Here is a 12,082-nt window from a genome sequence, read left to right as displayed (position 1 = left end):
TCCCGGCCAGGTACGTTCCCGGCAGGCAGGTACGAGGCCAGGTACGGCCCCGGCCAGGTACGGCCCCGGCCCTAAACGGTGGCCCGTCGTACTCCCGCACCGGTGGACCCGCCGTCGTGCGCGGCGGTCAGGGGGCCGCGCGGGCGGGCGATCCGTACCGGGGTGTGCGCGGCCGGCGCGGAGCCCGGGATGACCCCCTCGGCGCGGCCCACGTGCTCGAACGCGGCCAGGACCCGCTCCAGTTGGGCATCGGTGTGCGCGGCGGTGAGAGTGACCCGCAGCACCTCGCGGCCGGTCCTGACGACCGGGTGGACCATGGGCGCGGCGAACACTCCCGCCTCGAACAGCTCCCGCCACATGCGCATGCACCGCTCGCGTCCCGCGACCAGCACCGGCACCACCGGCGTGACGGACGCCCCGGTGTCGAAGCCGAGCGCGCGCAGGCCGTTGTGCAGCCGCTCGGCGAGATCCAGGACCCGTACGCGCCGTTCGGGTTCGGCGCGCAGGATCCGCAGCGCGGCCAGTGCGGCGGCGACGTTGGCCGGTGAGGCGGCCGCGGTGAACAGTGACGTCCGCGCGTGGAACCGCAGATAGCGGATCACCTCGGCGGGGCCCGCGATCACCCCGCCCACCGAGGCCAGACTCTTGGACAGGGCGCTGGTGACGAGGTCGGGACGCAGCCCGAAGTGCTCGCCGGCGCCCGCTCCGGTCGGGCCGAGCACCCCGAGGTCGTGCGAACTGTCGACGACGACCCGCGCCCCGTGCGCGCCCGCCAGCTCCATGAGGCCGGGAAGGTCGCAGACGTCCCCGTCCACCGAGAAGACCCCGTCCGTGAGGATCAGCTTTCCGCCGGTGCGGGTCCCGTCGTCTCCGGTTCCGGGTCCTTCGTTTCCGATTGCGTTTCCGTCGGCGGTGCGGAGCAATTCCTCGAGGTGATCAAGGTTGCCGTGCAGGAATTTGCGTTCCTTCGCCCTGCCGAGACGGACGGCCTCTTCCAGCGAAACATGATTGGAAAAGTCGCTGAATACCATGTCCCCGTCCCCGAGGAGCGGGGCGAGCATCAAATTCGCCTGATATCCGGAGGGAAGAACGGCGGCCGCCTCGTGGCCCAGGAACGCCGCCAGCCCGTTCTCCAGCTCCTCGTGCAGTTCCAGCGAGCCGCTCACCGCCCGGGACCCTCCCAGCGAGGTGCCGAAGCGCCGTACCGCGGCGACGGCGGCCTCACGCACCCGTGGCTCGGCGGAGAGGCCCAGGTAGTCGTGCGAGGCGGCGACCACCACCCGACGGCCCTCGAAATCGGCCTCCGTGCCGTCGAACGTATCGCCGATCGCCCGGAAGTAGCAGTCCCGTCCCGTCGCCCGCAGATGCTCCGCGGTCCACGGCCGGCACTTTTCCAGAATATCCATGCCCGCGTTCGCCCATCGCTCGCCTGTCGCATTAATTCTCTCGGAGAATTCGGTTCCCTTGGAGATGGTACTTTGAGGTGTCTGCCCTGCTATCCACGCGACGGAGAAAAAGTGTCATACGAAGAACTCAAAAACGTTCTTGTTTCTCTTGGGCTTTCCGAGGATGACATCAGCCCGGACGCCACGCGCGAGGAAGCCGGCCTGGATTCCATCGCCGTCGTCGAACTGGCCCTGGTCCTGCGCCGCGAGAAAGGGGTGGCGGTGACGGAGGAGGAGATCGGCGCCACCCTCACCGTCGCGGACGTGGCCGCCCTCGTCGGAGCCAGGTGACCTCCGTATGACCGGCCGACAGGACGTCTGCGTCACGGGCCTCGGACTGGTGACCCCGGCCGGTGACGGCTGGGCCCCCGGCTGGGAGCGCGTCTGCAAGGGGCTGCCGACCGCCGTACTGGCGTGGGAGCAGGAGACGGTCCCGGCGCACCTGGCCTGCCGGGTGGGCGGCTTCGACCCGGCCCGGCTCGGCGGGGCCCGGGCGCGCAGACCCGACCGCAGTGCGCAACTGGCGCTGCTCGCCGCGCGGGAGGCGCTGGCCGACGCGCGCCTGGACCCGGCACGGTGGGACGGCGCGCGCGTCGCGGTGATCGTGGGTTCCGGCACCGGCGGCGCCCAGACCCTGGAGTCCGAGCACCGCGCGCTGCTGACGGCCGGCCCGCAGGACATGTCGCCGTACGCGGTGCCCGCCGCGCTGGGCAACTCGCTGGCCGCCCAGCTGACCATCGAGTTCGGTGCCTCGGGCGCCAGTTGCACGGTCAACACCGCCTGTGCGTCGGGCGCGACCGCCCTCGGTATGGCACGGGACCTGCTGGCCCTGGACCGGTGCGACATCGCGCTGGCCGGTGGCGCCGACGCCGCCATCACACCGTTCTACGTCGCCGGGTTCGACCGGATCGGCGCGCTGTCGCACCGCTTCGACGATCCCACCGGAGCGCCGCGCGCCTTCGACCGGCGACGGGACGGCTTCGTCATCGGCGAGGGGGCCGGGATGCTGGTCCTGGAGCGCAGCGCCGACGCCCGTGCCCGCGGCGCCCGGACCCGGGCCCGGATCAGTGGCTTCGGAGCCTCCTCGGACGCGCACCATGTGGTGCGCCCCCACCCGGACGGCACCGGGCTCGGCACGGCCGTCCGCGAGGCCCTCGCGCAGGCCGGCGCGAGCGCGCGCGACGTGACCCACGTCAACGCCCACGGCACCGGGACCCCGGCCGGCGACCGGGCGGAGGCCGCGGTGCTGGCCGGGCTCTTCCCGCACCGCCCGCCGGTGACGTCCACCAAGCCGGTGACCGGGCACCTGCTGGGAGCGGCGGGCGCGGTGGAGGCGGCGTTCACCGTCCTCGCCGTCGAGCAGGGGCTCGTTCCGCCCACCGCCAACCTCGAGGAACCCGATCCGGCGATCGACCTCGACATCCCGGCCGAGAGCCGCCAGGGAAGGCTAGGGCTGGCGCTCTCGCTGTCCATGGGCTTCGGCGGGCAGAACGCCGTCCTGGCCGTCACTCCCGGCTGACTCCCGCCCACCGGTCCGCGGCTCCCCGGCCCCGTACGGCGGCCGTGGCGCCTCGTACGAGGTGACGGTGAAGTCGTCGGCGAGGAGGGGCAGGGCGACGACCCGGCGCGGGAGATGACGCAGCAGCCCGGCCAGCATTTTGTAGCGGACGCTCGGCACACAGACGACGGGCGGGCGGCGCCGGAGGATGGCCCGCACCGCCCGCTCGGCGACGTACGGCGACGCGAGGGTGAGCGACGGAGGGGACGGCGCGATACCGGCCCGCTCGTGGAATTCCGAGACGGTGTGTCCCAGTACGAGGGCGGTCAGCGCGACCGGCGAGGTGCGGATACGGCGCGTGTGGGCCAGCGACTCGGTCAGCGCCAGGGCGTACGCCTTCGAGGCGCCGTACGTGGTGCCCTGCCAGACCGGCGCGGTGGCGGCCACCGAGGAGACGTTCAGGATGCGCCCGCGGCCCCGGCGGAGCATTCCGGGCAGTGCCGCGTGGACGAGCCGGGAGGGAGCGACGACGTTGAGGGCGAGCATCCGCCGCTCCTCCTCCCACGCCGTGCGCTCGAAGGACAGACCGAGTCCCGCACCGGCGTTGTTGACGAGGATGTCGGCGTCGCCCGCGCGCGCGGCGGCCGCATCCATGCCGGCCTCGGTGCTCAGGTCGGCGGCCAGTGGACGGGCACTGATCCCGAACTCGGCTTCCAGGGCGGCCGCGAGCCGGTCCAGGGGCTCGGCGCTACGGGCCACCAGGACGAGGTGGTGGCCGCGGGCGGCGAGGGCGCGGGCGATGTCGGCGCCGATGCCGTAACTGGCGCCCGTGATCAGGGCGGTGGACCCTTCTGGGCCGGTCGTGCTCATGAGTTCTCCCTGGAACGGGACGCGTGCGAATCTCTGGTACTGGCGTTACTGGCGTTACTGGCGTTACTGGCGTTACTGGCGTTACCGGCGGGGCCGAGGGGGGTGACGTCGTGCCACAGCCGCTCGACGGCATCGGCCCACAAGGCGGCGAGATCACCGACGTCGTCCAGCGCCCGGTCGACGGTGAAGCTCACCCGCACCTGTCCCTGGTAGGAGAGGAACGACACCGCGAAGAGGTGGTCGCCGTGCAGGAACAGCGTGGGCACCACCCCGTCGACCGGATCCGCCCCGACCGCCAGCCGGCGGGGGACACGCAGCAGTCCGGAGGTGTCCACCGCGCTGCTCGCGGCGCAGGACTGCCGGACGAAGCGGTAGACGAGCCACTCCGGAAGGCACTCCAGCTGTGCCCGCAGCACCCGGCGCATCCCCTCGGTCCTGACCCGGCGGGTCGCGCGGGCGACGGCCGCCACCCGCTCGGCCGGGGACTTTGCCCAGTAGGACAGCGGAACGCGCACGGCCGAGACCCTGTTGCCCACCGCGAACCGCTCCTCCGGCAGACGGAGACTGACCGGCAGTCCCACGTGCAGCTCCCGGCCGCGTCCGGGGCGGGCCCGCCACTCCGCGGGCACCCAGTCCCGTACCGCCTCCGCCAGCGCGGCCAGGCAGACGTCGTTGGGCGTGGCCCCGAGGGCCTTCGCGACATCCCGGGGCCAGGCCACCGGCACGGCCGCCGACAGCAGCCGCGTCCGGCCGGTGAGGGGGCGGTGCGGTGCCCAGGTCAGGGTGGACCGCAGGCCGCGTACGGTGTCGGCCGCGTTCTGCGCGATCGCCCGCGCCGGGATGTTCCTCACCCACGTGAGCGGATCCCGGTCCCCGCCGGTGTCACGGGCGCCGGGTGCCTCGTCCACGGCCTGCCGGGGAGGTACGGCGGGACCCACCCCGAACAGCGCCGTGAGCGCGTCCAGCACCGCCTGCCCGTCCTGGGCGGCGTGGTGGGCGCGGTAGAACAGCGCGTATCCGTCGGGGGAGTAGCCGTGGATGAGCCAGATCCCCCAGCGGGGCGCGCCGGCGCTGATCGGCTCACCGAGCAGCGCGTCCACGGCCCGGCCGAGCGCGGGCCGGCCGTCCTCCACGGGGATCTCGTGGACGTGATGGCGCGGGTCGAAGGCGGGATCGAGCTCCCAGACCGTCCGGCGGCCCTGCCGGGTCACCTTGCAGGCGAGGCTCGGCATGCGGGCCACACGGTCGGCGATCTGCTCCCGCACCGGACCCGGACCCGGACAGGAGCCGGTCACCTCCAGGACCGCTCCGACATAGGGCCGGAACCGGGGCTCGTCCCTCTCGTAGCTGAGGAAGCAGCCGTCGACCGCGTTGGGGCTCGGAACCGTCGTGGTCACGGGTGCACCGCCGGACGCGGCCTGGTCATCGTCATGAGGGCTTCCCTGGCGCAGGTGGGCGGCGGGCAGAGTCGCTAACAGGGCACGCGGCGGAAAGGTCACGCGTGCACTGCGCGTACCCGACGGTGCCGGTCCCGCGCGGGGGCGGTCCTTACAGGGCCTTACGGGTTCTCACGAGTTCTTACGGGTCCTTATGAGGCAGGTCCCTCACAGGAGACGGGGGCGGGTACGGGGCGGGGACGGCCGGTGCCGGGTGTGAACCTGTCCGCGCAGTCGGGAAGGCCGGCGTCCTCCCGGCGGGCGAGGGGCAGGAAGAGGACGGGGCGGGCGGTCCAGGTGAGCCGGGTGGTCTTGTTGTCGACCGACACCGAACACGGTTCCGAGCGCAGCAGGGCCTGTCGCATCTCGATGCGGCCGTCGTACAGCCAGTCCCAGGCCTCGTCCGCCGCGGCGGGGCCGAGCGCCGGTGTGATGGTGCGCAGGGCGACCGCTATCCACCGGTCGGCCTGCGCGGCCGAGTACGTGTCCATCGACGCGAGCAGCGCCGGCGGACCGCCCCCGGCGAGGTCCTCGGTCCGGCACTCGCACCAGTAGCCGCGGACGATTTCCTTCATCGAGGAGCCCCCGGCGGCCAGGTCACGGACAGTTGGCGCGTGTTCTCGTCGTACATGGCTGAGTGAGCGGGCCGTTCTCGTGGTCGGGACGGGCGCGAGCACATACGTACTCGGGCTCATTCGCCGCCGAGGGGCACCGTGGATGCGCTCGCGGGGCACGAGTTGACGGGTCAGGTGATCTGGCCGGACGCCCACTCGGCCCACTCGCGGTGCATGGTGTGGAGCCGCAGGCCGTACTCCAGAGCGATCCGGCCGTAGACCGAGAGGTTGTCGTCGGTCCAGTCGATGGACTCCTTCAGCTGACGCAGGCCCTGGTGGCCCTCGTCGGCCCGCTCGATGAGCTCGGTGAGGTAGCCGCGCGCCTGATCCGGTGTCAGCACCCCGAGGAAGAACACCCGCAGGAGGGTGTCGCTGCGGGTGGTCCGCTGCGGCTTGGTCTCGGTCAGCCAGTGCCGCAGTTCGGCCAGTCCCTCGGCGGTGAGGGCGTATTCCTTGCGGCCCCGCGGGCCCTCGGCCGCCACCGCGATCAGACCGGCGTCCGCCAGTTTGGTCAGCTCGGTGTAGATCTGGCTCTGGGTCGCGGGCCAGGCGTTGGCCAGCGACGTCTCGAAGAGTTTCAGCAGGTCGTAGCCGCTGGCGGGGTGCTCGGAGAGGAGCCCGAGCAGTGCGTGTCGAAGGCTCATGCGCTCAGTCTACCTTCCAGTATTGACATGTCATCAGCAGACCTTCTACTTTCGACATGTCAGAAGAGAGATGCCGAGCAAGCGGAGACCTCATGTCGTACCTGCGCACCTTCCTTCCGTGGATCGTCTTCGCCGTGCTGCCCTCGGGGAACTGGCAGTGGGCGGCGCTGATCGCGCTGGTGGTCGCGGTGGCGGTGATCGCCCAGCAGGTACGGGCCGGTGCCGAACCCGACGCTCTGATCATCGAGTTCGGCTCCGCGGCCTTCTTCGCGGCCTTGGCCGCCATCGCCTTCGCCGACCCTGACTCGGGCGTGCACGACTACGCGTCGGCCCTGTCGTCGGCCACGCTGGCGGTCATCGCCGGTGTCTCGCTGGCGATCGGCAGGCCGTTCACGCTGGGCATCGCCAAGCGCACCACCCCGCGCGAGGTCTGGGGGCTCGCTCCGTTCATCCGGATCAACGTCGTGATCACCGCCGTCTGGACCGCGGCCTTCGCCGTGACCGCCGTCGTACTCGCCTTCGTGGCGCACGCCGGGAACGCGCACTCGATCACCGCGACGCTGATCCAGATCGCCGGCTTCGCCGTCCCGATGCTGTTCACCGTCCGCTACGTCGCCCACGTCCAGGCCAAGGCCGCCGCCCGGTGACTTCGGGGCGAGGGACTGGACGCCCGGCACGGCACTGGTCGGTCAGGTCAACGGTCCGGCAGGTCAACGGTCCCGCAGGTCAACGGTCCGGACGGCCGGCAGAAGGTGGCCCGTCGGCCCGTCGGCCCGTCGGCCCGTCGGTCTGGAACTGACCGTGCGTGAAGCACCGCTTCGAGGTGCCCGCGGGAGCCGGCGCCGTAACACCCGCACTCGGGGGTGCCGCACGGTCGACCAGCCGGGAGCCGGCGCCGCACCACGGCTGCGAGCATCGCGACGCGGGGCTATCGTGCCGCCGTGACCCACGCGGTGGAGCGCCCCATCCTCTTCCTCGACGTCGACGGACCGCTCATCCCGTTCGGGGCGTCGCCCGGTCGGCTTCAAGCCCCTGCTCCCGGCCCCGGAGTGTTCCCCGATGACGGGAACCCGTTGCTCGGACGGCTCGACCGCGCGGTCGGACCGCGGCTGATGGCACTCGGGTGCGATCTGGTGTGGGCCTCGACGTGGATGGAGGAGGCCAACGAGTGCGTCGCCCCACGGATCGGGCTGCCCAGGCTGCCAGTGGTGGAGTGGCCCGAAGCCTCCGTCGCCGACGGCCCGCGGGGTCTGCACTGGAAGACGCGCCCCCTCGTGGAGTGGGCCGGCCACCGCCCCTTCATCTGGGTCGACGACGAGATCAGCGCCGCGGATCGGCTGTGGGTCGCCGCGCAGCACCAGGAACCCGCACTGCTCCACCGTGTCGACCCGGCCGAGGGCCTCACCGAGGACGATTTCTCCGTGCTTGGGCGGTGGCTGCGTACTGAAGTGCCTGACCGGTGACCGCCGCGGGGTGTCGATCGACGACTGGCACCGCGTACGTCGAAGGGCCCCACCGCGAACGGTGGGGCCCTTCGAGTCGTGCCCGGTGAGGCACTGGCGGAGGATACGAGATTCGAACTCGTGAGGGGTTGCCCCCAACACGCTTTCCAACTGTGTTGGTGGGCTGCGAAGCGGTGTGCATGGGCGTTCACCTGCATTCATGGGCGGCTGAACGCCGGGACGTCTTCTGCTGATGGACGCGCCTGAACGACTGTGAACGTCGCTGAATGAGACGGAAACCGAGACGGCCTGCCAGACCGTCTCCATCTAGTGCAACCTTCTGATCCGTAGGCGGGTGCGCACACGGATCACGTGAAGCCCCCAGCCACCAGGGCCTGTTGGCCAGGATTCACCTGTACGTCGGGGTGTGCCTGTGTGCGCCGACGTAGATGTCAGAGAGCGGCGCCCGCCGTGTGGTGACTGGCAGCGGGGAGTGCGGTGTCGACGACTCTTTCCATTCGAGGGAGTGGTGATGGCCGGAAATGCGAATAGAAATATTTCCGTAATACTGTACGCCGGTCGAATGGTCTGCATCCTTCCCCCTCTCATCTGAGTCGGCACTGGACTATTTCTGCGTAATATTCGGCGGCAGCAAACCTAAGGCTTCCCGGGTGATTGGTAGGGCCCGGTATGCCGCGGCCCCCCCCCACAGGAATGGCCTCGATGAAACTGAAGATCCCCCAAGCAGATCACCGTCGTACCTTGTCCGGCTTGCTGGCCTCGGCCCTCGCCGTGACAGTTTCCGCTGCGATGGTTTTCCTGACGCCGACTGCGGCGTCGGCGATCGCCTTGCCCGTGCCTCTGGGCACAACCGCCAGCTACTCCGTTCTGGCGGGTCAGGGAGTTACCAACACTGGCAACTCGGTGCTCGCCCATGACCTCGGGACACACCCGAATCCGGCCATCACTGGATTCCCGCCCGGACAGGTGGGAGGTGCCGTGCACGCGGCGGACGCCAACGCCCTCCAGGCCAAGTCCGACCTACTCGTGGCGTACAACAACGCGGCCGGTCAGGCGCAGGACTTCGCGCTACCGGCGGGAATCGGCGGAGGCCCGGCGCTGCTTCCCGGCGTCTACCACGCCTCCGCCGGTGTCGGCATCACCGGTGACCTGATCCTGGACGGCCAGGGCAGCTCCGACGCGGTCTGGGTCTTCCAGATTCCGGAATCCCTGACGACCGCGACCTCCAGCCGCATTCTCCTCACCAACGGCGCTTCGGCGTGCAACGTGTTCTGGCAGATCGGCCAAGATGCGTCGCTCGGCGTCACCACCAGCTTCGTGGGCACCCTCATGGCCGGGAACTCGATCACCGCGAACCAGGGAACGAACGTCGAGGGCCGGCTGCTGGCCCAGGTAGGTTCTGTGACCCTCAACAACAACAGGATCTTCCTCGGTGGGTGTGCGGCTCCCACCACTGGTGGAACGACGGCGGGAACCACCACCGGCACGACGACCGGAACCACCACGGGCATGACCACCGGTGGGGGGCTCCTCGGTGGCGGCCTCGTCAGTGGTGGCATCACCACCGGCGGCCTCCTGGGCGGACCCCTCGTCACGTCCGGCGGCACCTCGGGCAACATCGCGGGCAACACGGCCGGGAACACCGAGGGCAACACGGCCGGAAACACCACCGGCGGGAACACTGAGGGCAACACGGCCGGGAACACCACCGGCGGCCCCGGCGGCGGGCACGGCCATGCGCCGGGAGGGCCGGACCACGGTGGTCACGGAAAGCCGGATCACGGCGGTCATGGAAAGCCGGATCACGGCGGTCATGGAAAGCCGGACCAGGGTGGTCACGGAAAGCCGGACCACGGCGGCAAGGTCGACGACGAGCAGTACGTCCACCACGGCAAGCCGGACCACGGCAAGCAGCCTGACGAGAATTACGGCTACGACGACGTGCCCAAGGGCTACGAGGGCGACCACCACTCCAAGAGCTACGAGGGCTAGGCAGCGCACTGCGCTCAGCCCGCTCACCGGATCACGGCGCGCGGCGGGATTCTCTTCGAATCCGCCGCGCGCCGTCGGTAGCAGTAGGCGCGGACCGCGGAGCGAACAGCTGAAATGAGAAAGACAGGGTGCGCGGTGTCGAGCAGAATTGACTCAGCGGATGTGAAGGAAGTTCAGCACGCCGAATCAGGTCCGGTCGCGCGGGAATGTCCTGACGCCACGGCCGCGACGCCCACATTCTCGAAAAGTGCCCTTGCGCTGAGGGCCGGGCTGCACACTGCCATCGTCCTGTGCCTGGCGGCGAGCGTCGTCCACGTGGTTCTAGTGTTCCTTCATGTAGCGCCGGCGAACACCCTGTCCAAGCGATACACCCCGGAGATCAATGCATGGGTGTTCCCCTTCTTCGAACAGAATTGGCGGCTTTTCGCCCCGGACCCCGAATCCGTCAACCGGCAGATTCTGGTGAGAACCGCACACACCGAACGCGACGGACCGGTCCAGGTGAGCCCCTGGTTCGACCTGACCGCCGTGGACAGCTCCGCAGTCGAGCACCAAGCGTTCCCGAGCCACACCGCGCAGAACATGTTGCGCCGTGCCTGGGCCGGCTACGTCGACTCGCACGGAGGCGACGACAAGGCGCGCACGGAACGCGCCCTGATGATGCAGAAGTACCTGAGTAACATCGCCGCGGACCGCGTCGCCGACCGCAGAGGCGGAACCTTCGACTTCATTCAGCTCCGCGTCGTCACACTGCCGATCGCCGCACCCGGCGCCGCGGTCGGCGATCGCCCGCCTAAACCGGTCGAGAACCGGCTGCTGCCCTGGTGGAAGGTGACCCACCATGCAAAGTGAGACGCACAAGGCCGCGCCCTTCGGCGCCGAGCGGTGGCTCGCCGACCGGATCACCACCGCGTGGCACCTCCTGACCGGCCGGCCGGTGTCCCTGTACGCCGCGTCGGTGCTGCGCATCGGCTATGGGCTGCTCTACCTGATCTTTCTGCTGCGTGAGTTCCCGCACCGTGCCGAGATCTGGGGCCCGGACTCACCGTGGACGCCGGCCTTGGCACGCGAGCTCTTCGAGCAGACGGGGTGGAGGAGCATCCTGGCCCTGTCCGACAGCCGCGCCTACTTCGAGTTCTGCTACGTGCTCGCCCTTGTCACGTCCGCGCTGTTCCTGTTGGGCTGGCGAACCCGGGTCATGTCCGTCCTCTTCGCCGTCGTGGTGTGCTCGTTCCATGCCCGCGCGATCTTCATGACGGACGGGGGCGACAATCTGGTCCTGCTGATGGCCATCTACCTCGTCCTCACCGCGTGCGGCCGGCGCTGGTCCCTGGACGCGCGCAGAGCCCGACTGAAGGCGCCTCGTGCGGACAGCGCGCCGGAACCAGCAGGGAGCCGCCTCGCGCGGCAACTCCGCGAATCCCGCACCACCTTGATCACCGTGGTGCACAACTGCGGCATGCTCGTCATCGCAGCGCAGGTATGCCTTCTCTATGGATCAGCCGGCCTGTACAAGGTCCAGGGCCCTTCCTGGGGCGGTGGCACCGCTCTCCACTACGTCCTGAACCTCGAACTCTTCCGGCCCTGGCCCGCGCTCTCCCACTTCGTGGACGAACACACGCTTCTGATCGCGATCGCGGGCTATATGACCGTGCTCCTGCAGGTGGCCTTCCCGTTCGTGCTCTTCGGCAGGCTCAAGTACCCCGTTCTCGTCATGCTGCTGGGCATGCACATCGGCATCGCGGTGGTCATGGGGCTGCCCCTCTTCTCCGGCGCGATGATCGTTGCGGACGCCGTATTCCTTCCCGACCGCTTCTACACCCTGCTGCCACACCTCTGGCGGCGCGCCGCGCAGCGGATGAACAGCCGGCGGTCGGTACCCGAACGAGCTGCGGGATCCGGAACGGTACCCACGCAGGGCGGACCCGGCACACTCGGCTCGAAGCATCGAGCCGTACTCCCGGCGGACCGGAAAGACGCCACGCTCGCCGCCGGGCCCGCGTCCCCTCAAGTCCCCTCAGAAAGCAGCTGAGTCAGAAATTGAGCTGGACAGTCCCCGAAGGACCCTACGACAAAGGGCTGCTTCACGGTGATTCAAGGAGCGTGCTGTCGCTACCTCA

Annotated in this window: 12 protein-coding genes; 7 read left to right on the top strand and 5 right to left on the bottom strand. The window is 70.1% G+C overall.

Annotated elements, in window-relative coordinates; all coding sequences use genetic code 11:
• Positions 1–71 precede the first annotated feature (71 nt).
• The gene (locus tag HEP85_RS19760; protein ID WP_168528912.1) at positions 72–1,406 is read right to left on the bottom strand and encodes an aminotransferase class I/II-fold pyridoxal phosphate-dependent enzyme; all 1,335 of its coding nucleotides are present in this window, start codon (positions 1,404–1,406) and stop codon (positions 72–74) included.
• 111 nt (positions 1,407–1,517) lie between these two features.
• On the opposite strand from HEP85_RS19760, the gene HEP85_RS19755 reads away from it, so the two are divergent.
• Positions 1,518–1,736, top strand: a complete 219-nt coding sequence (locus tag HEP85_RS19755; RefSeq protein WP_168528911.1) for an acyl carrier protein — start codon at positions 1,518–1,520, stop codon at positions 1,734–1,736.
• Between the two features lie 7 nt (positions 1,737–1,743).
• The gene (locus tag HEP85_RS19750; RefSeq protein ID WP_329526844.1) at positions 1,744–2,964 is read left to right on the top strand and encodes a beta-ketoacyl-[acyl-carrier-protein] synthase family protein; all 1,221 of its coding nucleotides are present in this window, start codon (positions 1,744–1,746) and stop codon (positions 2,962–2,964) included.
• On the opposite strand, the gene HEP85_RS19745 is transcribed toward HEP85_RS19750, so the two are convergent.
• From HEP85_RS19745 to HEP85_RS19730, 4 genes are all read right to left on the bottom strand, one after another.
• The gene (locus tag HEP85_RS19745) at positions 2,893–3,813 is read right to left on the bottom strand and encodes an SDR family oxidoreductase (RefSeq protein ID WP_168528910.1); all 921 of its coding nucleotides are present in this window, start codon (positions 3,811–3,813) and stop codon (positions 2,893–2,895) included. The genes HEP85_RS19750 and HEP85_RS19745 overlap by 72 nt on opposite strands.
• Positions 3,810–5,210 (bottom strand): wax ester/triacylglycerol synthase domain-containing protein, encoded by a 1,401-nt coding sequence (locus HEP85_RS19740; protein WP_168528909.1) that lies wholly within the window; start codon positions 5,208–5,210, stop codon positions 3,810–3,812. Before HEP85_RS19740 ends, HEP85_RS19745 begins: the two co-directional genes overlap by 4 nt.
• 191 nt (positions 5,211–5,401) lie before the next feature.
• On the bottom strand, positions 5,402–5,824 hold the full coding sequence (locus HEP85_RS19735) for a hypothetical protein (protein WP_168528908.1): 423 nt from the start codon (positions 5,822–5,824) through the stop codon (positions 5,402–5,404).
• Positions 5,825–5,994: 170 nt separating this feature from the next.
• Entirely contained in the window at positions 5,995–6,507 is a 513-nt protein-coding gene (locus HEP85_RS19730; protein ID WP_168528907.1) for a PadR family transcriptional regulator, read from the bottom strand.
• A gap of 92 nt (positions 6,508–6,599) precedes the next feature.
• Here HEP85_RS19730 and HEP85_RS19725 point away from each other — a divergent pair, with 92 nt between their 5' ends.
• From HEP85_RS19725 to HEP85_RS19705, 5 genes are all read left to right on the top strand, one after another.
• Positions 6,600–7,154 carry a hypothetical protein gene (locus HEP85_RS19725; RefSeq protein WP_168528906.1) on the top strand — a complete coding sequence of 185 codons (555 nt, stop codon included), beginning with the start codon at positions 6,600–6,602 and terminating at the stop codon, positions 7,152–7,154.
• A 294-nt stretch (positions 7,155–7,448) separates the two neighbouring features.
• Entirely contained in the window at positions 7,449–7,970 is a 522-nt protein-coding gene (locus HEP85_RS19720; RefSeq protein ID WP_168528905.1) for an HAD domain-containing protein, read from the top strand.
• Positions 7,971–8,759: 789 nt separating this feature from the next.
• Positions 8,760–9,962: an ice-binding family protein gene (locus HEP85_RS19715; RefSeq protein ID WP_248002003.1), complete on the top strand. Its 1,203-nt coding sequence runs from the start codon at positions 8,760–8,762 to the stop codon at positions 9,960–9,962.
• Positions 9,963–10,124: 162 nt separating this feature from the next.
• Entirely contained in the window at positions 10,125–10,814 is a 690-nt protein-coding gene (locus tag HEP85_RS19710) for a DUF5819 family protein (RefSeq protein ID WP_248002002.1), read from the top strand.
• Positions 10,804–11,994 carry an HTTM domain-containing protein gene (locus HEP85_RS19705; RefSeq protein WP_168528903.1) on the top strand — a complete coding sequence of 397 codons (1,191 nt, stop codon included), beginning with the start codon at positions 10,804–10,806 and terminating at the stop codon, positions 11,992–11,994. Before HEP85_RS19710 ends, HEP85_RS19705 begins: the two co-directional genes overlap by 11 nt.
• Positions 11,995–12,082 lie beyond the last annotated feature (88 nt).

Source organism: Streptomyces sp. RPA4-2, assembly GCF_012273515.2.
GTDB classification, from domain to species: domain Bacteria; phylum Actinomycetota; class Actinomycetes; order Streptomycetales; family Streptomycetaceae; genus Streptomyces; species Streptomyces kaempferi.
Note: the sequence above shows the minus strand (reverse complement) of the source record. Positions and strands in the feature narration are given on the sequence as shown.

What these genes read in the sequence shown, in the direction of transcription:
- HEP85_RS19735 (WP_168528908.1), bottom strand. Translation starts at nt 5,824, where the DNA reads ATGAAGGAAATCGTCCGCGGCTACTGGTGCGAGTGCCGGACCGAGGAC.
- HEP85_RS19745 (WP_168528910.1), bottom strand. Translation starts at nt 3,813, where the DNA reads ATGAGCACGACCGGCCCAGAAGGGTCCACCGCCCTGATCACGGGCGCC.
- HEP85_RS19750 (WP_329526844.1), top strand. Translation starts at nt 1,744, where the DNA reads ATGACCGGCCGACAGGACGTCTGCGTCACGGGCCTCGGACTGGTGACC.
- HEP85_RS19715 (WP_248002003.1), top strand. Translation starts at nt 8,760, where the DNA reads ATGGTTTTCCTGACGCCGACTGCGGCGTCGGCGATCGCCTTGCCCGTG.
- HEP85_RS19760 (WP_168528912.1), bottom strand. Translation starts at nt 1,406, where the DNA reads ATGGATATTCTGGAAAAGTGCCGGCCGTGGACCGCGGAGCATCTGCGG.
- HEP85_RS19730 (WP_168528907.1), bottom strand. Translation starts at nt 6,507, where the DNA reads ATGAGCCTTCGACACGCACTGCTCGGGCTCCTCTCCGAGCACCCCGCC.
- HEP85_RS19705 (WP_168528903.1), top strand. Translation starts at nt 10,804, where the DNA reads ATGCAAAGTGAGACGCACAAGGCCGCGCCCTTCGGCGCCGAGCGGTGG.
- HEP85_RS19725 (WP_168528906.1), top strand. Translation starts at nt 6,600, where the DNA reads ATGTCGTACCTGCGCACCTTCCTTCCGTGGATCGTCTTCGCCGTGCTG.